The organism is Desulfomonilaceae bacterium (genome assembly GCA_041662605.1).
GTDB lineage: Bacteria > Desulfobacterota > Desulfomonilia > Desulfomonilales > Desulfomonilaceae > CAJBEZ01.
In genome coordinates this window covers 195,883-215,051 of sequence record JBAZSD010000003.1, presented here as the reverse complement: position 1 = coordinate 215,051, position 19,169 = coordinate 195,883, and the positions used below count along the sequence as shown (strand labels likewise).

Annotated in this window: 21 protein-coding genes and 1 tRNA gene; 9 read left to right on the top strand and 13 right to left on the bottom strand. The window is 47.3% G+C overall.

Translation table 11 applies throughout. The features are described 5' to 3' along the window. Nucleotides 1-3 precede the first annotated feature (3 nt). Complete coding sequence (locus WC647_03855; GenBank protein MFA6221426.1) at nucleotides 4-348, top strand: ferredoxin-thioredoxin reductase catalytic domain-containing protein; 345 nt, start codon at nucleotides 4-6, stop codon at nucleotides 346-348. A gap of 95 nt (nucleotides 349-443) precedes the next feature. On the opposite strand, the gene WC647_03850 is transcribed toward WC647_03855, so the two are convergent. The 8 genes from WC647_03850 to WC647_03815 form a co-directional block, all read right to left on the bottom strand. After that, on the bottom strand, nucleotides 444-1,172 hold the full coding sequence (locus WC647_03850; GenBank protein ID MFA6221425.1) for a superoxide dismutase: 729 nt from the start codon (nucleotides 1,170-1,172) through the stop codon (nucleotides 444-446). 45 nt (nucleotides 1,173-1,217) lie between these two features. Continuing rightward, entirely contained in the window at nucleotides 1,218-1,949 is a 732-nt protein-coding gene (gene rnc, locus WC647_03845; protein ID MFA6221424.1) for a ribonuclease III, read from the bottom strand. Further along, nucleotides 1,928-2,701 (bottom strand): 5'/3'-nucleotidase SurE, encoded by a 774-nt coding sequence (gene surE / locus WC647_03840; GenBank protein ID MFA6221423.1) that lies wholly within the window; start codon nucleotides 2,699-2,701, stop codon nucleotides 1,928-1,930. The genes rnc and surE overlap by 22 nt, the downstream gene beginning before the upstream one ends. After that, complete coding sequence (locus WC647_03835) at nucleotides 2,691-3,887, bottom strand: pyridoxal phosphate-dependent aminotransferase (protein MFA6221422.1); 1,197 nt, start codon at nucleotides 3,885-3,887, stop codon at nucleotides 2,691-2,693. The genes surE and WC647_03835 overlap by 11 nt, the downstream gene beginning before the upstream one ends. A gap of 1 nt (nucleotide 3,888) precedes the next feature. Then, on the bottom strand, nucleotides 3,889-4,413 hold the full coding sequence (coaD, locus tag WC647_03830; GenBank protein MFA6221421.1) for a pantetheine-phosphate adenylyltransferase: 525 nt from the start codon (nucleotides 4,411-4,413) through the stop codon (nucleotides 3,889-3,891). A gap of 4 nt (nucleotides 4,414-4,417) precedes the next feature. Next, entirely contained in the window at nucleotides 4,418-5,008 is a 591-nt protein-coding gene (rsmD, locus tag WC647_03825) for a 16S rRNA (guanine(966)-N(2))-methyltransferase RsmD (GenBank protein ID MFA6221420.1), read from the bottom strand. 161 nt (nucleotides 5,009-5,169) lie between these two features. Beyond that, on the bottom strand, nucleotides 5,170-5,439 hold the full coding sequence (locus WC647_03820; GenBank protein MFA6221419.1) for a hypothetical protein: 270 nt from the start codon (nucleotides 5,437-5,439) through the stop codon (nucleotides 5,170-5,172). Between the two features lie 19 nt (nucleotides 5,440-5,458). Continuing rightward, a complete protein-coding gene (locus WC647_03815) occupies nucleotides 5,459-6,802 on the bottom strand; it encodes a metallophosphoesterase (protein ID MFA6221418.1) in 1,344 nt (447 codons plus the stop codon). Nucleotides 6,803-7,006: 204 nt separating this feature from the next. Between WC647_03815 and WC647_03810 the strand changes: the two genes are divergently transcribed. Beyond that, nucleotides 7,007-8,317, top strand: a complete 1,311-nt coding sequence (locus tag WC647_03810; protein ID MFA6221417.1) for a phenylacetate--CoA ligase — start codon at nucleotides 7,007-7,009, stop codon at nucleotides 8,315-8,317. 18 nt (nucleotides 8,318-8,335) lie between these two features. Here the strand turns inward: WC647_03810 and WC647_03805 are convergent, their stop codons facing one another. The 4 genes from WC647_03805 to WC647_03790 all read right to left on the bottom strand — a co-directional run bounded on the left by WC647_03805 (nucleotide 8,336) and on the right by WC647_03790 (nucleotide 11,375). Beyond that, complete coding sequence (locus WC647_03805; protein MFA6221416.1) at nucleotides 8,336-9,007, bottom strand: ankyrin repeat domain-containing protein; 672 nt, start codon at nucleotides 9,005-9,007, stop codon at nucleotides 8,336-8,338. 73 nt (nucleotides 9,008-9,080) lie between these two features. Then, a complete protein-coding gene (locus WC647_03800; protein ID MFA6221415.1) occupies nucleotides 9,081-9,674 on the bottom strand; it encodes an ankyrin repeat domain-containing protein in 594 nt (197 codons plus the stop codon). 363 nt (nucleotides 9,675-10,037) lie between these two features. Next, nucleotides 10,038-10,361: an RNA-binding protein gene (locus WC647_03795; protein ID MFA6221414.1), complete on the bottom strand. Its 324-nt coding sequence runs from the start codon at nucleotides 10,359-10,361 to the stop codon at nucleotides 10,038-10,040. Nucleotides 10,362-10,676: 315 nt separating this feature from the next. Further along, a complete protein-coding gene (locus tag WC647_03790) occupies nucleotides 10,677-11,375 on the bottom strand; it encodes a hypothetical protein (GenBank protein MFA6221413.1) in 699 nt (232 codons plus the stop codon). A gap of 187 nt (nucleotides 11,376-11,562) precedes the next feature. On the opposite strand from WC647_03790, the gene lsrF reads away from it, so the two are divergent. The 4 genes from lsrF (at nucleotide 11,563) to WC647_03770 (ending at nucleotide 16,425) form a co-directional block, all read left to right on the top strand. Next, nucleotides 11,563-12,438, top strand: coding sequence for a 3-hydroxy-5-phosphonooxypentane-2,4-dione thiolase (gene lsrF / locus WC647_03785; protein ID MFA6221412.1), 876 nt, complete (start codon nucleotides 11,563-11,565; stop codon nucleotides 12,436-12,438). A gap of 115 nt (nucleotides 12,439-12,553) precedes the next feature. After that, on the top strand, nucleotides 12,554-13,579 hold the full coding sequence (locus WC647_03780; protein MFA6221411.1) for a zinc-dependent dehydrogenase: 1,026 nt from the start codon (nucleotides 12,554-12,556) through the stop codon (nucleotides 13,577-13,579). 84 nt (nucleotides 13,580-13,663) lie between these two features. Then, nucleotides 13,664-14,851, top strand: a complete 1,188-nt coding sequence (locus tag WC647_03775; protein MFA6221410.1) for a Xaa-Pro peptidase family protein — start codon at nucleotides 13,664-13,666, stop codon at nucleotides 14,849-14,851. An 80-nt stretch (nucleotides 14,852-14,931) separates the two neighbouring features. Further along, complete coding sequence (locus WC647_03770) at nucleotides 14,932-16,425, top strand: L-lactate permease (protein MFA6221409.1); 1,494 nt, start codon at nucleotides 14,932-14,934, stop codon at nucleotides 16,423-16,425. 290 nt (nucleotides 16,426-16,715) lie between these two features. Here the strand turns inward: WC647_03770 and WC647_03765 are convergent. Further along, a tRNA-Arg gene (locus WC647_03765) sits at nucleotides 16,716-16,792 on the bottom strand. A gap of 62 nt (nucleotides 16,793-16,854) precedes the next feature. On the opposite strand from WC647_03765, the gene WC647_03760 reads away from it, so the two are divergent. The 3 genes from WC647_03760 to WC647_03750 all read left to right on the top strand — a co-directional run bounded on the left by WC647_03760 (nucleotide 16,855) and on the right by WC647_03750 (nucleotide 19,104). Continuing rightward, a complete protein-coding gene (locus WC647_03760; GenBank protein MFA6221408.1) occupies nucleotides 16,855-17,709 on the top strand; it encodes a 3-hydroxybutyryl-CoA dehydrogenase in 855 nt (284 codons plus the stop codon). Between the two features lie 54 nt (nucleotides 17,710-17,763). Continuing rightward, complete coding sequence (locus WC647_03755) at nucleotides 17,764-18,552, top strand: hypothetical protein (GenBank protein MFA6221407.1); 789 nt, start codon at nucleotides 17,764-17,766, stop codon at nucleotides 18,550-18,552. Nucleotides 18,553-18,741: 189 nt separating this feature from the next. Beyond that, nucleotides 18,742-19,104 (top strand): hypothetical protein, encoded by a 363-nt coding sequence (locus tag WC647_03750; protein ID MFA6221406.1) that lies wholly within the window; start codon nucleotides 18,742-18,744, stop codon nucleotides 19,102-19,104. Nucleotides 19,105-19,169: the final 65 nt, after the last annotated feature.

Below are 19,169 nucleotides of genomic sequence, written 5' to 3'. Positions count from 1 at the left end.
GAATTGCCGGAGAAATCTGAAATTGAAAACCTTTACGAGATGCTGAAGAAAATCCAGGAACCCAAAGGTTACTACTTTAATCTGGACAAAGCGAAGGTGACGGACCTGTTGGAATCGTTGCTGAAAAACAAAAGCAGGTATGGATATATGTCGTGTCCATGCAGGCTCTCTTCGGGAAATCGTGAAAAGGACAAGGACATTATATGCCCGTGCGCTTACAGAGAAGAGGATGTAGAAGAATACGGGAGTTGTTATTGCGCCTTATACGTGTCCAAGGAATGGAACGATAGAAAGGGGCCCAAGAAATATGTCCCTGAGAGGCGACCGATCGAAATGTTCTTTTCCTAGGAAATGCGAATAGTTCGAGAGAACGAGCTGACTCGTATAAGAGACTGAGCCCTTAATGTCCAAAATTCGGCTTTGATGTTGCTGAATTATATAATCTATTCCGGCTCGCAATAAGATTTGAAACGAGCTTCAACTTTCGGCCAATCAATTATCTTGGCAAAGTTGTCAACATATTCCGCCCTACGATTTTGATATTTTAGATAATAGGCGTGTTCCCATACGTCACAAACCAATAAAGGCATACAACCCCAACTCGTGAGGTTCTGGTGTTTTTCCACCTGAAGGACCATCAATTTTTGACTGATGGGATCCCAAACCAGCGCACCCCATCCTGATGCCTCAACCATTTTGGAAGCGGCTGAAAACTGTTTCCAGAATGTTTCAAATGACCCGAAGTCCCGCTTGATAAGTTCCCCAAGCTTCCCTTTGGGGATTCCTCCGCCTCCGGGTCCGATTGTACTGAAGTAAATCCAGTGTAAAATTACTCCCGAAGCGTTAAATGCAATATCCCGGCTCAAGGGTTTAATGTTTTCGAAAGAATCGTTTTGTCTGGCCTTTTCCAGGGTTTTTAAGTCCTTGGCCAGTCCGGCCACGTAAGCGGCAAAGTGTTTTCCGTGATGGATCTTTACGGTTTCTTTGTCGATTATCGGTTCCAACGCATCGTCTGGGTAAGGAAGAGGAGGCAATTCCAACATGTTGAAAGGTCTAGGTCCGGACGCTGAAGCCGCCGCCGCCTCGGACACAAACCCCTTTGAAATGATACCCAGAGCGCCTAAAGCGCCAAGGCTCCCAATCACATTTCGTCTTGTCATCTCATCTACCATGACTTAATCCTTTCTGTTTTGAGCTGTGGGATTACCACAGCCGCGTTAGGAAGGCCATTGGAGATCGGAAAGAGCGCGATTAGCGGCGACTTGCGCCGCTTCTTTTTTATTGGGACCCTGTCCTTCAGCGACTACATTTTCACCTAGGACGACCCCCATTCTAAATGTCCGGGCATGCTCCTCGCCCGTTTCTTCCAATAGGACGTAGGACGGTGTCATTCCAAGCTTAGCCTGTGATTTCTCCTGCAACAGACTTTTTGGATCGTCGAAGTTTCTGGAATCTCGAAGGTTTTCTAACATCAACCGGAAGTGGGTAGTGATGAATTCTTCACCGCAGTGATAGCCGCCATCCAGGAAAACTGCAGCGATGATGGCTTCAACGGTGTCGGCTAATATTGAATTTCTCTCTCTACAACCCGAAATCTCATCGCCTTTACCCATTCGGATGTGTTTGGCCAAACCGATCTGTCGCATAATTCTGGCCAATGCGTTTTGCCTCACAAGGCTGGCTCTTTTTTTCTGGAGTTGTCCTTCCGGAGCGTCAGGGAAATCTGTATAGAGGATATGAGCTATTACCAGATTCAGGACAGAATCGCCCAGAAATTCCATTCTTTCGTTATTATCAGCGCACGTTGAACGGTTTTCGTGCCAGAAGCTTCTACGGATTAAAGCGTTGAGCAATAGAGCCGGATCTTTAAATTTGTACCCTAAGGCTGACTCAATCTCCACTAATTCTTCGGGAGACAATGACGAATCTAAATCTTTTTGAATAGACATGCTAAATTTTCTGTATGCTTGTGAGCGGTTAAATCGTAAAAGAGCGGTGTCACGGAAACGTATCCTTGTCTTAAACAGACAATGTCGACTCCATCGTCCGCTACATCAGGGGTTGATTCTCCGGATAGCCAGTAATAGAAATCCCCTCTGGGGTCTTCTCTCCTCTCAAAGGTTTCATGAAATCTTAATAATGACTGTCGGGTTATCCTGATTCCTTTAATTTTGTCGTGGGGTAAAGCAGGCACGTTAACATTTAGCGCGACGCCTTGCGGAAGACGATTCGCAAGAACCCATGACGCTATTTTCTTCACAAAAGGAAATACCGAATTAAATGGAGGATTTTTCTTTGCTGCTACTGACACGGCCAAGGCTGGAGCGCCCAGGATGGCGGCCTCTGTAGCCGCGGATACTGTGCCGGAATACAAAACGTTTATTCCAAGATTCGCCCCGTTGTTTATCCCGGATATGACCAGATCAGGTTTACGAGGTAGAAGGTAATGCATGGCTAACTTTACGGAATCGGCGGGGGTTCCTCCGATCGCGTAGCCGTAAAAAGCCCCGTGCTTGTAAACTTCATGCGCCTTTATTGGATCATACAAAGTTATGGAGTGTCCAACAGCGCTTTGTTCGGTGTTAGGAGCGACTATGATTACCTCTCCCAGCGTCTCTGAAACCTCCTTGAGTCGACGCAATCCTTCAGCATGAATACCGTCGTCGTTTGTTAAAAGAATTAAGGGCCGTTTATCTACCATTAGTTATCTCGGCGCATGCCAATCCTATCCTCTTCATGCCTTCTACTATAGTTTCTTCCTTTGTAGCGAAAGATAGCCGAACATGGTTATCAGAACCAAAAGGGCCGCCTGGGACGCACGCCACATGGTGTTTTTCCAGGAGGTACCCCGCAAAATCGCTTGAATTGGAAATCCCGGTTTTTCCAAGCAGCTTGGAGATGTTGACAAAAGCGTAGAACGCTCCGTCAGGTTTTGGCACAGAAAGCCCTGGGATCTGGTTCACAAGCTTTACCATCAAGTCTCTGCGACGCTCAAAAATCGAGCGCATTTCAGAAACTTCCAACTGTGGGCCTGTAAGGGCTTCAACTGCCGCCGCCTGGGCAGTATTGCTGGGATTGGAGGTAGACTGGCTTTGAATGTTAGTAACGGCCTTTACAACATCCATGATGTCTGTCCCCAGATATCCAATGCGGAGGCCTGTCATCGCATAAGTTTTCGATACCCCGTTGACGGTGATAGTTCGAGATTTCATCCCAGGCAGAGTAGCGAATGGCGTATATTTCTTTCCGTCGAAAAGGAGCTTGTCATATATCTCGTCCGAAATTACGAGGATATTTTTTTCGGCTATGATGGTGGCGAGTTGTTCAAGAAATTCCTTTGAATACATGACACCGGTCGGATTTGATGGATAATTAAGAATAATGGCTTTGGTAGAAGGAGTGATTCGAGATCGAATCGTCTCCAGATTGGGCTCAAACATGTTTTCTTCAAAGGCTTCCACTATTATTGGTCTGCCACCAGCGAGCGATATCATTTCCGGGTACGAAACCCAGTAAGGGGAAGGGCATATAATCTCGTCCCCTGGATTTACAATCGCCTGGAATATGTTATACAGGCTATGTTTCGCGCCACAGGAAACGACAATATTTTCCGGCTTGTAGCCAAGTTCATAATCTTCCTGGAACCTCCGGACCACGGCCTTTCGCAGTTCCAAGGTTCCGGGAACCGGCGTGTAGAAGGTCTCGCCTCTATCAAGAGATCTCTTGGCGGCTTCACGAATTCTCAAGGGAGTGGGAAAGTCCGGTTCACCAGCTCCGAATCCAATTACATCAACGCCTTGACTCTTCAATTCCTTTTCCTTGGCGGATATTGCTAGAGTAGCTGAAGGTTTAAGTTCAGCGGCTCTCTCGGATAGTATTTTGTTCATCTTAACTCCTGCTCTTATTTCTTGTCCCATGGCTGCTTCGACCAATAGGAAACTTTTCTTTAAGAATTTTCAATACATACTCCGGGACCAGGCCCTCCGGGGAACCGCCCGCATATACGGTGGCCTTTATTATCCTAGAACTTACATATAGATACCTGTGGGCGGTCATGAGAAAGTAGGTTTCAATCTTTCGACTCAGCTTTCTATTCATCAGAGCGAGTTGGAATTCGTATTCAAAGTCTGAAACCGCTCTTAATCCTCGAATTATTGCACAAGCTTTCTTTTTTTCAGCGTACCTGACCAGCAATCCTTCAAAACAATCGATCTGAATGCGGGGATCACCATTCACACTGTTGCGAATCATGTCTAGTCGTTCTTCCAGCGAAAAGAGTGTCTCCTTTTCAGGGTTTAGCCCCAGAGCGACTATGATCTGATCAAATGCGCCCAGCGCCCGGTGAATGATTTCCAAATGCCCATTGTGAAAAGGATCAAACGTACCCGGATATATTGCTGTTTTTTTCCTCATAACTTCAGTTGGACTCCAAATTTGATTTCGACTCCGATCTTATTGATGCGAATATTTCAACTACGGACGAACCATAATTCCTAAAAAATGTCTTTTCCAGACCGACCTCCTGAAAATTCTCCACCTCGCCGTTGATCTTGAATCTCTCTATTATCAGCAATCCGTTGGGAGACAATAGTTTGATAAACGAACTGTTTGAGAACAACCTCACAATCCAATCGCTATCATAAGGAGGATCCAGGAAAATTGCGTCAAACTGGTCTTTACGAGAAGCAAGAACACTCAATGCTTGATCGGCGTCCATATTCAGAACTTCTACCTCATCGATCAGCTTGTTGTGTCGAGAGAATTCAACCAGGTTCTTGACCAATCGCTTGTCCTTTTCCACAAAAACTATGCTCTTTGCTCCGCGACTAAGGGCTTCCAATCCCAAAGAACCAGAACCAGCGAACAAATCCAGCGCTCGAATGCCCCTCACATGGTTACCGAGAACACTGAAAAGAGCTTCCCGGACCCTTTCTGATGTCGGCCTTGTTTGGGCTCGCGCGTGGAGAGGTAACCGTAGGCCTTTAAGACTTCCGGAAATAATTCTCATTTGACCAACCCTAATTAATATACCTCTTATAAAATTCGTTCAAGTTCAAGGGAAAAAATTACCAAATTTCCTTTGGACACTCTTTTTCGCTATGAAATGAACGCAAGTGGTAAATCCTAGAAGTGGATGAAGCGCTCAAGGTTTTACCAACCCCATCATGATCAGAACATGTCATCATCACCCGAGACTCGGTCAGATTTATCTCCTCTGGTGTAAAGAGTCATGTACCTGCCTTCAATACCCTGCTCATCCAAGCAACTCCTGCATTCGGTTTCTTCGCCTATTGCCCCGTCCGCCACTAATGTTTCGAACCCAAGGGATTCGTAGTAATCTTTCATCTCGGTGAAACGTGGATCTTCCGCTGTAAACCGCCTTTCCCAACCATCGGAAATCAATTCTAAATGCCTTGAATTATGTGATTGTGTACCCAATTACACTTTCTCCCATCATCTAACCCATCGTATTAGCAACGGACTTCCCCGGCGGTTCGAGTCGTATTAACGCTATTTCCGGAGGACAATTGATCCTGGCCGGTACAAATGTGAGCCCAACCCCCCTATTGAGATACATGCGGGACTGTCCTGATTCATACAAGCCCAAAGTGTAGGGAGATACCAGCCCTGCAAGGCTCCACGGTCTATCTGACCCGGGCGCTGGGATTGTGAACTGCCCACCGTGCGTGTGTCCAGCTAATGTCAAGTTGATGCCGGATTTAACCGCCAGAGGAAAAACAACAGGACGATGGCTCAGCAATATATAGAAGCCGGGCGCCCGAGGTTTCTTTCTTATGAACTCATGGAAATTCGGAATTTCTTTACCCGTGAGCCAGTTTACCCTGGGATCATCAATACCGCCCAGATGAATTTTCGTTTCTCCCTCATCAAACGTCATCCATTCATTTCTAAGAAGCCTGATCCCACCGTCTTGAATTGTCTTTACAGAACGATGAACCCCCGCGTAGAAATCATGGTTTCCCATTACTGCGAAATTTCCCCATGGCCGTTTTCTTAGATTGCGTAACATTGGGCCGACCGGTTCAACCGGGGTCATAGGGGAATGAAAAATATCCCCGGTCACGACGACAGCGTCAGCTTCGATGGAATTAAGTCTTCTGATGAGATCTCTGAGAGCTGACTCTGAATAAAACATTCCAAAATGGAGATCCGTAATTTGGATAATGTTCACCGATCTTGAAAGTCCGTCAAGAGAAGGATCCGAAAATTTAAGGATATTTACTCTTGGGGTCTCAAACGCTTCTATCAAGCCATAAGACCCGGAGGACACGATCGCGAGCGCTCCTGTGGAAGCGGTGTATCTCATGAAGGCGCGACGAGACAACTTGATCTGCGTTTGATCCCCAGTAGGATCGGATAGGCTGGAAACCTGAGTAACAGAATGGTCTGTTTTGGTTTCCGCCCGCAACTCCGTGAGGTTTCCGTCGATCATAGATTTTGCCGCCCGATGCCCTACTCTTACTACGTGAAAAATCGAGTAAAATCCGGCTAAGGCCACGAAAAAAAGGAAAAGACAAAGGCACAAGCCTAGATAAAAAAAATAGCTCACGCTCAATGACTGTCTTAACATGGAGTCCGGAGCAGACCATGAGGCGTTAATGGACAATATTGCCATTAAGAGATTTGCTGCGACCGAGAATACGAAATAGGCTAAATGTCTTGGACGGATCCTAAAACTTGGACGAGCCAATATATAATTTCTCACGCAGAAGAATACGGTCCACTGGGCTACCAGAAGAATCACGAACAAGGCAAACACCATCCAGTAGAAGCTTAACATGCGAAATCCCCATAAAGAGAAGGCCTATAAAATATAATAGCCCTCGACAGACATTAATGGAATATCTTGAAAAATCGGACAATCTCTTGCGACAACGGCCCGTGATAAGCATTCTTCATCACCATGTGAAACCGGCGGATTGACACATGGGAACTCAGATTGTAAGTTCAACGCTTTTGATGGACAGAAAAGCGAGGAGCAGCAATGGCTGGAAAATATTGGGATGAACAACATGAATCCATGACAGACGTTGACAAGAAGGCTCTGCAATTTGAAAGAATGAAACGGCAGATACAGTATGTTTACGACAGGATTCCATTTTACCGGCAACTTTTCGACAAATTCCGGATAAAACCTACAGATCTTAAGGCTCTCAAGGATATTATGAAATTTCCTTTTACTCTCAAAAAGGATCTGAGTGACAATTATCCATTCGGAATGAGCGCCGTTGAAAAAGGCCACCTGGTTAGAATCCATGCGTCTTCAGGTACCACGGGAAAGCCTGGGCTGGGATTCTATACTGAGCACGACCTGGATCAATGGACCGAATGCATGGCTCGAGGATTATGGGCTCAGGAAGTACGGCCGGACAGTGTTTTCCAAAACGCCAATGGCATGGGACTTTTCACCGGTGGCATGGGATTTCTCCAAGGAGCCACGAGAATAGGATGTGTGATAATTCCATCTGGAGTTGGTATGACTGAGCGCCAGATAACGCTGATGCGTGATCTTGGAACAACCGCTCTCACATGTACGGCCTCCTATGTGCAGACCATATTTGAACGTGCCGATTCAATGGGGATTGATTTAAAGAAACTGAAGTTAAAGACCGGCCACTTTGGAGCGGAACCATGGACTGAGCAAATGAGATCTGAAATTCAGGAAAGAGGTGGGTTCAGAGCTTATGAACATTACGGGTTGACCGAGATGATGGGGCCTGGAGTAGCGTTCAATTGTGAATATCAAAAGTTGCATATAAATGAAGATCACATATATCCTGAAATAGTGGATCCGGTATCTTTGGAAGTATTGGAAGACGGCAAAAGAGGAGAGCTGGTCTTGACGGCTTTGAAGCGGCAAGCTATGCCTCTTGTCCGGTACAGAACTCGTGATATTTGCTCGCTAAAAAGAATCAAGTGTGGATGTGGGAGAACTCTTGTCACAATGGACAAGGTAATGGGTCGCACCGACGATGTCATGATAATTAGCGGGGTCAATGTTTTTCCATCGCAGATCGAAACTGCTCTAATGACGTTTGATTTTGTAGAGCCCATATACCAGATCCGATTGCGAAAAAAAGGATATGCTGATTCAATTGTTGTTGAAACCGAACTTAAGGCGGAGTTTTATGAAAGTGGGGCAGACAAGATTGAAGACTTTGCGCGAAAGATCGCTGAAAAGATACGGCAAATAGTGGGGATCAAGTCTCCTGTGTCGATTCTTCCGAGAGGTTCCATACCGCGTAGCGCTGGAAAGGCCAGAAGAGTAATGGACGAACGACAAACCGAAGTTTAAGTGAAGGTCTTCTGTTTTTCAGTGAGCGCAAGGACTGAACAATTTTACTATTGGCTCATATCCCATGGACGTTGCCCATCGTAAAGCGGTCCAGCCATTTCTGTCTACTGCGTTTGGATCTGCGCCCCTTTCGAGAAGAATCTTGACCGCTTTAACGTTAAATTCCGAAGCAGAGATTATTAACGCAGTCGCTCCATACTGATCATGAGATTCCAGGTCCGCCCCATGATCGAGCAATGCGTTAATTATTTCGAAATAACCTTTCCTGCAAGCCCTCATTAACGGAGTCCACGCATAGTCGTCCTTTGAGTTTACGCTCGCTCCTTTTTCAACCAATACTTTGACCACATCCAAGTGGCCACGACGGCAGGCTTTCATTAACGCCGTCGCCCCGTATTGATCCCGAGCTTCCAAGTCAGCTCCATTTTCCGCAAGCAATTGCACCATTTCCGCGTAGCCCATGGAAGAGGCCCACAAGACAGCGGTCCACCCTGAACTGGCTCTTGCGTTTACGTCCGCTCCTTTTGTGAGGAGAAGTCTCGCAAGTTCGATTTTTCCTTCAGACGCAGCCAGAAGCAGCGGGGTGTAGCCATATTCATCCCCAATGTTAGGATTCGCTCCCTTCTCAAGGAGCGCGGCGACCTTTTCCTGATCACCCTCAGCGGAAAATCGCAACAACTTGTCATCCATTAGAGGTCGCCTCCCAAAATCGTTGGGTCGGAGTCATACATGGCAATAGCTAAAGAGAAGAAGAGTCAACAGGCTATTGGGATTTTTTCCGGCCCTTCTTCTCATAATCAGTGAGGATCGCTACGACATCATTGTGCCTCATGGACTGGGCCCACATGAGCGCCGTCCAACTGTTACGGTCCCGAGCATGAGGATCCGCCCCTTTTTCAAGCAAGACCTTCACCGTTTCCAAGTGACCCTCGGAGGCGGCCATGATCAGAGCAGTGGCCCCGTACTGGTCAGCTTCTTCAATATTGGCGCCGAAATCAATCAGCAACGTGACTACATCAGTGTAAGCGCGTCTGGCGGCCCGCATCAGAGCTGTCCAACCGAATTCATCTTCAGCGTTTACTGAAGCTCCTTCCTCGAGGAGTACGCGAGCTACATCATAAAAACCGCGTCTTGCAGACTTCATAAGAGCTGTAGCGCCGTACTGATCCACAGCGTCCATGTCCGCCCCATTTTGGATGAGCATCCTGACCGCTTCGTGAAATCCCATGGAAGCAGCCCACATAAGTGGAGTCCACCCGAAGGCGTCCCGAACATTGGCGTCAGCCCCAGAAGCCAATAGACCGCGGAGTTCTGACAGGTTTCCCGACGTTGCAGCGCTCAGTAATTTGTCACTCATTCCAAGTTCTCCTTTATGGGGTCCTCGCTAGAGCGAGACTTCAAAGAATTTGATTAGAAACCCATGAAATTGGCATTATTTTCGCAGCGCCATATTCTACCATGGACCAATCCAACTATTTATCGAAGGTCCCCCAAAATCGACGATTATGTCATATGATGGAAAGCTATCAAAATATCGTCGTCACGTCGAGAAAATTCCCATTGGGAAGTTCTCATGATTGAGTCGCAACGTTCAGCGCAGAAGAAATTATATGGCAGGTAAATAAATCTTGTGGAAAAGTTAGGTCTAGAACTTTCCGGGTAATCTATTTAAAGAACAGGCCCAATAGCCCCGGAAAGTCCCAAATTCATGAATGTCACGCTACTGACGCCAACCAGACCCCTTACCTCGACCTCCTCCTCCTCCGCCTTGTCGATCACCTCTGTCTCCATCGGTTCTGGGACGAGCCTCGTTAACTTTGATGTTGCGACCCATAAAATCCTTGGAATCCAGCTCCTGAATGGCCTTCAGGCCCTCTTCTCGTTCAGGCATCTTTACGAAGCCAAAGCCTCGCGGGCGTCCGGTGAATTTGTCGGAAATTATAGTTGCGGACTCTACCTGTCCAAAGCTTTCGAAAAGCTCTCTGAGCTGATCTTCTGTGGTGTTAAAAGACAGGTTCCCGACATAAATGTTAATAGCGGCCACTTTTTCTTCTCCTTTAATACAAAATCGCCCTCAGTCAAACCATGAGAGCTGGTTCACACACTTGGCGCCCGTTGTCCACGATGGGATTACACTGGAATAAATATTGGCAGGAACCACGAGCATTAGATCCTAAAAATAATTCCCTGCTTCGCGCCCGTAGTCCCTATTGAGCCCGGGAGGGAAAGACAAGCTTCATTTAAACATATTTTATAGATAAGACGTGAGTCCTTGTCAAGATAAATCCTGAAGGTATAAGGTTTCAAACCTAAGGTGATGTGTCCGGAATTTAAGGATTAAACTTGTTTCAAGAGCGAGTCATTTTTGCCCGGCCCGGCGATTTAGAAAATAGCCCAGTATTCCGAACAGTCCCACGATCCAACCAACGCCACCGACAATCTCGGAGACGGATGGCCCTCTGTCGTGCTCCTCAATTAATAACTTTTGTTGAGCGACCAATGCATTGGAAATTGGTTGGAGCCGTGAATCGAGGACTTCAGCGAAAATAGCCTTGATTTGATCTATATCAGAGATTTGAATGGAGCCTGACCGATCAACAACAGTAGGGGAAGGCGCCATTCTAGACCGTGTCTCACTGTTTTCAGCTAGCGCCTTGGGGTGTGGTTCTCTGGATGGTTTGAGCTTGTGCGCTTCAGCCAAGTCCTGTCCGGACAACGTGTATTCAACTCTGTGTCCTGAGCCCTCTTCAACTACCACCTCGAGACCATCAGGAGGTAACTGGCCAAGATCTTTTAAGTAAAAGCTCCACTGACCGTGCTCATCAGTGTTTCCACTGAGCAAAAGATTTCCTCGAAGATCAAGAACCTTTACCGGCGCATATAAGACCTTTGAAGATTTAGTGAAGTACGCGTCAACATGAACCTGATCGCCCTCAAACCAAGCGAAAACATTAATTTTATGCGCATCGGAAACATGTGGGAAGCATAGAAACAACGCCAAAATCCCAGCCAAGAAAAGCGGTAATGAGACCTTGAGAGCAGAGCAAATGTTCATCATTCCAATCTCCAGAAGGTGGAATCCAGTTAAACAGCTTGATCGGTTAAGAAACGCCGCAAACATATTAACACGTCTAAGAATAATGTGGCATATCTGTCTTCGATGGCGGTCCGACGCTTAAGTTGACTCATTGGTGGCCCTTTGTTACATTTCTATTTTCTGAATTAATAAAGCTTGGGGTGCAGAAATGGCGGATCTTGAAGGTTTTAAGGAAGCGAGAGACATTGACATTACATCCGGTTGCAGTTCCGGCGCTTTCCACATCAAAGGAAGTTCACATCTGGACTGGGGGATGAAAAACCGTCTCTCACGAATAATCAAACCTGACACGGGTCGTACGGTAATGCTTGCGGTCGACCACGGTTATTTTCAGGGACCTACATCAGGTTTGGAGATAATGGAAGAAACCCTGGCGCCGCTGGCCGGTTATGCCGACTGCCTGATGTTGACTCGAGGAATTCTGAGGACGTCAGTTTCCCCCGGCGTTCAGGCCCCTATAGTGCTACGAGTTTCGGGTGGCCAGAGTGTCCTCACTGAATTGTCCAATGAGACGATGAATGTGGCAATAGACGATTGCGTCAGGTTGAACGTTTCAGGGATGGCGCTTTCAATGTATGTCGGGGCCCAGCACGAACATCAAACCATGGTCGCCTTCGCCAAATTGATAGACGCCGGATACTCTGCGGGTATACCTGTTCTGGCGGTAACAGCGGTTGGACGCGACATGGCCCGTGACGCGCGATATCTAGCCCTTTCTTCAAGGATTGCTGCTGAAATGGGGGCTAACATCGTGAAGACTTACTATTGTGAAAACTTTGAAAGAGTGATTCAAACCTGTCCAGTTCCAATAGTAATGGCGGGCGGTAAAAAACTGCCCGAAATGGAGGCTCTTACAATGGCCTACAATGCTGTCACCAGAGGGGCTGTCGGTGTTGACATGGGTAGAAACATATTTCAGTCTGATTGCCCTGTAGGAATGATCAAAGCTGTGAGAGCGGTCGTTCATTACAACGAGAAGCCAGAGAAAGCTTTCAAAATATACTTAGACGAACGGAAAAAGTAGACGGCTGCTCGTGAAGACCCACTAACGGGTTTTTAGAGTTAATTTCTTAACACAGATAGGGTTCTTTCCCCCACTACCTGTCCTTTCCGTCGTACACGTTCCAAGGGGTCACGATATGCGCGTTGCCATGTATTACAATAATAATGACATAAGGATTGAAGAATTAACCGTCCCCAAGATCAGCCATGATGAACTGCTTGTTAAAGTCTGGTCGAGCGGAGTGTGTGGCAGTGACGTGTTGGAATGGTATCGGGTCCCCAAAGCGCCGCTGGTGTTGGGCCATGAAATAGCGGGGGAGATTGTCGAAGTAGGCTCCAGAGTGGAAAACTGGAAAGTCGGCGATCGCGTGTTTGTTTCTCATCACGTGCCTTGCAACACATGCAGATATTGCCTGTCAAATCATCACTCTGTATGTGATACGCTTGCCAGGACCAACTTTGATCCAGGTGGTTTCTCTGAGTATCTGAGAGTTCCTTCGATAAATGTCCGTCACGGGGTTTTTAAGTTGCCTGACACAATGTCATACGAAGAGGCGGTGTTTGTCGAACCGTTAGCTTGTGTTTTCAGGGGGCAACTTCAGGCCGGTTGGAGTCCTGGAAAGCGTTTCCTCGTGATGGGCGCCGGAATTACGGGGCTCCTTCACATTAAGCTGGCCCAGAGGGTCGGGGCGAGTCGCGTACTGGCTGTAGACATAAATCATGAGAGATTGGATCTTGCATTAAAATGCGGAGCCGATGGAGCTATCCTTGCCGGGGAAGATCTTCTTGAGAGAGTCAAAGAAATCAACGATGACCGCGTCGCGGAAGTGGTGATCGTGGCAACCGGGGCTACTTCAGCGATTGCACAGGCTTTCAAACTGGTCGATAGGGGTGGAACCTTACTGTTTTTCGCTCCCACTGACCCCGGTCTAGAAGTTCCGATGCCATTTAATGATCTCTGGCGTAAAGAGATCAGAATGGCTTCATCGTACGCCGGCAGTCCAAGGGATATTCTGGCTTCGATCGAACTTATAGCCGCTGGGAAAATTGTCGTGTCCGATATGATAACACACAGGTTGCCGCTTGAACGGACTCAGGAAGGCTTCTCTCTTGTCGCTGAAGCGGGCTCGTCGCTAAAAGTGATCATCGAGCCTCAAGCATAGTTTGTTGCGCAGCAACCCTAGTGGAATGATTTTCGCCGTTTTTCCACCCAACACATACCCACATTCTCGAGGTTCTTGAGACTCATGCCTTCTACGCCTAGTTTTGAAATTGAGCGTCGTATCAATCTTCTGCAATGTGCGCTCAGAAAAAATCGTATTGACGCCGCTCTCATAGTCCAGCGGGCTGACCTGTATTATTTTTCCGGGACAGCCCAGGACGCCACTCTTTTTGTGCCGGCCGAAGGTCTACCTGTTCTCCTGGCTCGTAGAAGCTTTGAAAGGGCCAGAGAGGATTCCCCAATTGAACGTGTCGTTCCAGTGAGTAGTCTCCATGAATTGAGACAGACGATAATATCATCGAGACGGGAAAAGTTATCCGAATTGGGTATGGAACTTGATGTCATACCTGTGAACGTTTATCGTCAATATGAGTCATTATTCCCAGATGTTCAGATTCAGGACGTTTCCCCTTTGATTCGTCAAACCAGAATGATTAAATCGGAATACGAGCTGGGTCTTATAAGACGCGCGGCAGCGATGAACGATTCGATGTTCAAGAGTGTTTCGCAAGTTTTGAAAGAAGGAATGCGGGAAATTGAACTCGCTGCGGAACTCGAGAGTTTTTATCGACGCCATGGACATCAGGGACTGGTTCGAGTCAGAAGCTTCAACAACGAAGTATTTTACGGTCACATAATGTCAGGAGAAAATTTGGCCGTGCCTAGTTGTTCCGTAGGTCCCACCGGAGGACCTGGACCAAACGCTTCAATGCCTCAAGGCGTTGGGTTAAAAAAAATCAAAGCAGAAGAACCTATTCAGATCGATTACGTTGGGATAGTCGAAGGTTATATGGTGGATCAGGCTCGAACGTTTTTTATTGGGTCGGTCCCTGATGAATACTTGCAGGTTCACTCTTTGGCGTTGCAGATTCAGGAGGCTATTGTTGGCGAAGGGAAACCCGGTTCTTCGGCAGAGGCTCTTTACGACATGGCTGTAGAGATGGCGTCCTCGGTTGGGACTGCGGCAAGTTTCATGGGTTATCCTACGCCGGTGCCATTCGTAGGTCACGGAGTGGGTCTCGAACTTGATGAGCTTCCGGTGCTAGGCAGGAAATCAAATGCCATTTTAGAAGAAGGAATGGTAATTGCGTTGGAACCGAAATTCATTTTGCCGGGGAAAGGTTTGGCCGGCATTGAGAACACATTTGCGGTTAGTGACAGTGGGTTAGAAAAGTTAACCAATTTTGGAGATGAGATTCATATAGTTAACTGAAAACCATATGGGGTAACGGGGCGGGGGAGTGGTTCTCTTCGTGCGCCATATACGGGCTTGCTGAAGGAGGTAGTTCCGACGTGGACATTTATCTTTTTCTGTTGAGTTGGTCTCCTGTATTGGTATTGACGGTTTTGGCCGTCATACTTCGCAGGTCCGCTCTCGATCTGTCGGTGTACGGTTATGTCTTTTCACTGGCGCTGGCGCTTTGGTTTTTCGAGATGGCTCCACTCGTAGCAATCATGGCTTCTTTGGATGGAGTCTTGACTACGCTGCCCCTTCTTTTTGTGATCCTGGCGGGGATTCTTTTGTCCAGCCTATTGATGACCACGGGTTCGATAAAACGGATAGTGGAATGGTTTGAGAGCGGAGCAGGTGACTCGTTCTCCCGAAACCTGCTCATTACATTCGGTGTAGGTAACTTCATGGAGGGATCGGGGGTGATTGCCGAGCCGGTGGTCGCTCCGATGCTTCATGCAGCGGGAGTGTCTCCAACCGGGTCGGCGGCGCTCTCAATCATAGGCTACTCAGGACTCATGACTCTTGAATTAGCGGGCATAATCGTAACGGTGCTTTCTTTGGTTACAGGGTTGCCCATCAGGGAACTCGGGATAGCCTCGGCCTGGCTTTCGGTTCCCGCCACCTTAGCCATGGCGCTTTGCGCTCCTGTTTTTCTTCCAGAAAAGGGATGGGGGGCCAGGAATCTTGTCGAGGTCCTGTTGACTGGGCTGATGTTGGGTTTGGTTGCGCTTGTGGCCGCCGTTTTGGTGGGCATCCCCGTTTCTGGCACCCTGGGGGGTCTTGCTGTGATATTCGCGTTTATTGCCATTGGAGCCGGGGGCCTTCAAATAAACAGGGAAATTCTTGTTGACCTGGCGCCTTTTTTGTTCATGCTGGTGTGTCTGCTTTGCGTGAACATGGTTCCTTATCTGCATGAACTGACGAGTAAAAAGCTAATTTTTTTAGTAAGTGTAGTCCCTGGCCGTACGGTTACCTTTAGTCCACTTTTCTCAGCATATGTGTACCTTTTTCTGGCGTTCCTGATATCGGCCAGGCTGCAGAGAGTCTCGTGGTCGCAACTCAAGAGTGTGGCTAATTCCGGCATTAAAAAAGGCTGGCGAGTGTTTGTGGCTATGGGGCTTTTCGGAGCTATGGGCCAAATGATTTCTTACACCGGATACAATTCGGACTTTTCTCACGTTGACGCATTTCACAATATCCCTTCGATCATTTCTAAAGGGTTGTCGATTTATACCGGGAACTATTATCCGATCTTTGTTCCGGTTTTGGGATGGGTGGGAACTTTCCTTACAGGTTATGGCGTAGCGTCATTGATGCTCTTTGGTCAGCTTCAGGTGCAGGCGGCTACTCTCCTCGGCGTAGGACCTGTATGGCTCGCCGCCGCTTTAGCCGTCGGATCTTCAATAGGCTCGATCTCGTCGCCTTTCAAAATAGCTCTTGCGACACCCATGTGCGGGGCGATTGGAAAAGAGGGTGATATCCTGAGGTGGACCATCCCTTTGGGGATTTCAGCCTCATTGTTTGTCGGGATCGTACTTTGGGTGTTTATCTGAGCTTCTGTAAAGGCTACTTGAAGGCCGGCGTTTCATCTGACAGCCTCCTAAGCACTGTCATACAATTGTTTTTTGCCAATGGTAGGTGAGGCGCGACTCCCAAGCTCTCTATCGAGCCAAAGCCAATCTCAGGTTGAGTTTCAAAGCATAAAGTTGTAAATTACACTCACATTGAATGAGCGAATTATGATTGGGGACATTTGAGAGTGGGCGTGAAACCGCCCGTGAATTGAAGGGGGCGTTTACAGTATTTTGGGTTCACACTGTCAACAGAAATTCGACGACTATTTTGGTGCGCCCGAGACGACTCGAACGTCCGGCCTCAACATCCGGAGTGTTGCGCTCTATCCACCTGAGCTACGGGCGCACCGTTAGAATGTAGTTTATGGGAAGATTTGTGTCAAATGCTTTGTTATTAGGAGGAATTTCATGGAAGTGAAAATTTTTGGCGTGGTCGGCGCCGGTCAGATGGGAAACGGAATAGCTCATGTGGCTGCGGCCTCTGGCCTGGAAGTCATTATGAATGATGTGAAGCAGGAGTTTGTAGACAAAGGGCTCAAGACAATCGAAAAGAATCTGGATCGAGCCGTCTCAAAAGGGAAGATGAGCGTGGATGAAAAATCTGCGATCATGGGAAGAATCAAACCGAGTATAGATCTCGAAGATTTTAGAAACGCCGATTTTGTTGTTGAAGCGATTATCGAAAGCCTGGATCTGAAGAAGCAGGTTTTTCAAAGACTCGATGAAATTCTGGCTCCCGGTAAGGTATTGGCCAGCAATACCTCCTCGATCTCAATCACGAAGCTGGCTGCCTGCACCAAGCGACCCAAGAAATTCATAGGGATGCATTTTATGAACCCAGTCCCTGTCATGAAGCTGGTTGAAGTTATAAACGGACTCGCCACCGATGAGGAGACTACATCATTAACTGTAGAGCTATCTAAAAAGTTTGGGAAAATCCCTGTGGAAGCGCAGGATTTCCCCGGTTTTATCGCTAACCGCGTTCTCATGCCAATGATAAATGAAGCGATATACGCGCTTTATGAAGGCGTTGGAACCGTTGAAGCCATTGATGAGGTGATGAAGCTCGGCATGAATCATCCCATGGGTCCTCTGACACTGGCTGATTTTATTGGTCTTGACACTTGTCTGGCCATTCTGAATGTGTTGCTCGAGGGGCTTGGCGATCCCAAGTACCGGCCCTGCCCATTGCTAAGGAAATATGTCGACGCTGGGTTCCTAGGAAAGAAAAGTGGTAGAGGTTTTTACAATTACTCTCTTTAACACTCTGTCGGCTCCCGCATTAGATGCGCTTGGGCGGTCAGGGTCCGACCAGAAATGAATTTGTGTCGCCCTGATTCGTCCAAATCCTGCGCCGCTTGTTGCGGGCTCTATAACGTTAAGGATGGTCGCTCATTTGCGCTCAACAGGGTTCTGGTTGATAGAACGCGAGCCATCAGAAGCATTCCTCATTCAGTGGAAGCCCTAGTTGCTTACGCTGACCGGATCAGTTTAGAAACCGAGGCCTCAATTGTAGACCCGGTTATTCATGTATGTGAATATACAGGTTTTGTGGATCACTCCTTTAGGACTGTTGGTTGCATGCTTCATCCCAACGCTCCCAATAACGATGGTATTGATTTCAGAGGGTTGTGTCATTACGGGAGTATGGCCTGTAAATCTTTTTACTGCCCTGCTTTCGAAGATCTGGAAGATAAGTCGGTAGATATTATTGGAACTCTGGTCAATGACTGGCATCTCTATGGACTGGTGGCGACGGACATCAACTATGTTTCAGCTCTGTTCCAACTAATAGAATTGCAACTCGGTCATCATCTTGAGTCTGATATTCTGCTTGACCCTATTTTGAGTGAAAAATTGCTTGGATTTTTTGCATGGAAGAACTCCTGGCTGTATTCGAAAGGTTCGACAAAAAGGCGTAGCGCCTATTATTTTAAACGAGAAGAATTGCTGTGTGATGAAGCTGCTCTCGCCCGCTCAATTGTAGATAGTTTATCATTCAATTTTGACATTTCGGCAGTTTCAAGGGAAAGCGAGGATTTTGTCAGACTAGAGATACGAGATTTTGTAAAAGCATATAAACGGACTCATGTTTCACATGATTAACCCATTATTTTGAATATTTACTATATCATGGTAATATTTTACATAAAAAGTAGTCTGTGCTCTAAAATTTGTTGACTAACCCGCCTTCATTTTGTATCCTTGTGCTACCCTTTGTCTGAAAATAACTTCAGCTTTTTAGAATGTCCGGGTTCGTGTGTTAGCTTCTCTCTCGGATGAGCAGGCGTTGTTGTGGCTAAAAATCGTGAACTGATATTATTAGGAATGGCCATTGCGCTTTTGTTAAGCGCTCCGATCATGTCGGACGGCTACATGCCTCCTCCGGATCCTTGCGAGATGGTTCCAATGATTTATGGTCCGCCCGCTCCCCCGACATGCGCTGGTCCGCCAACAATTCCACCATGCGCGCCTTGTCTTCCTGTTAAATGTTACCCAATGAAATTGGTTGGGCCTCCACCGCCTCCTGTTACGATTTGCAAGTGCCCACCAGAGCCATGTCCTGCAACCTACAGGATTTGTCCTCCACCGGCGTGCCCTCCGCCCCCATGCGCTGCTCCTCAATGCGGCCAGGGGCCTCTTGGCTTTGTTCGATAAGTTTACATTTTCCACCCGGCTCCAATTGATCTTGTTTAATGATTTATCCTCAACCTAGACAGTTT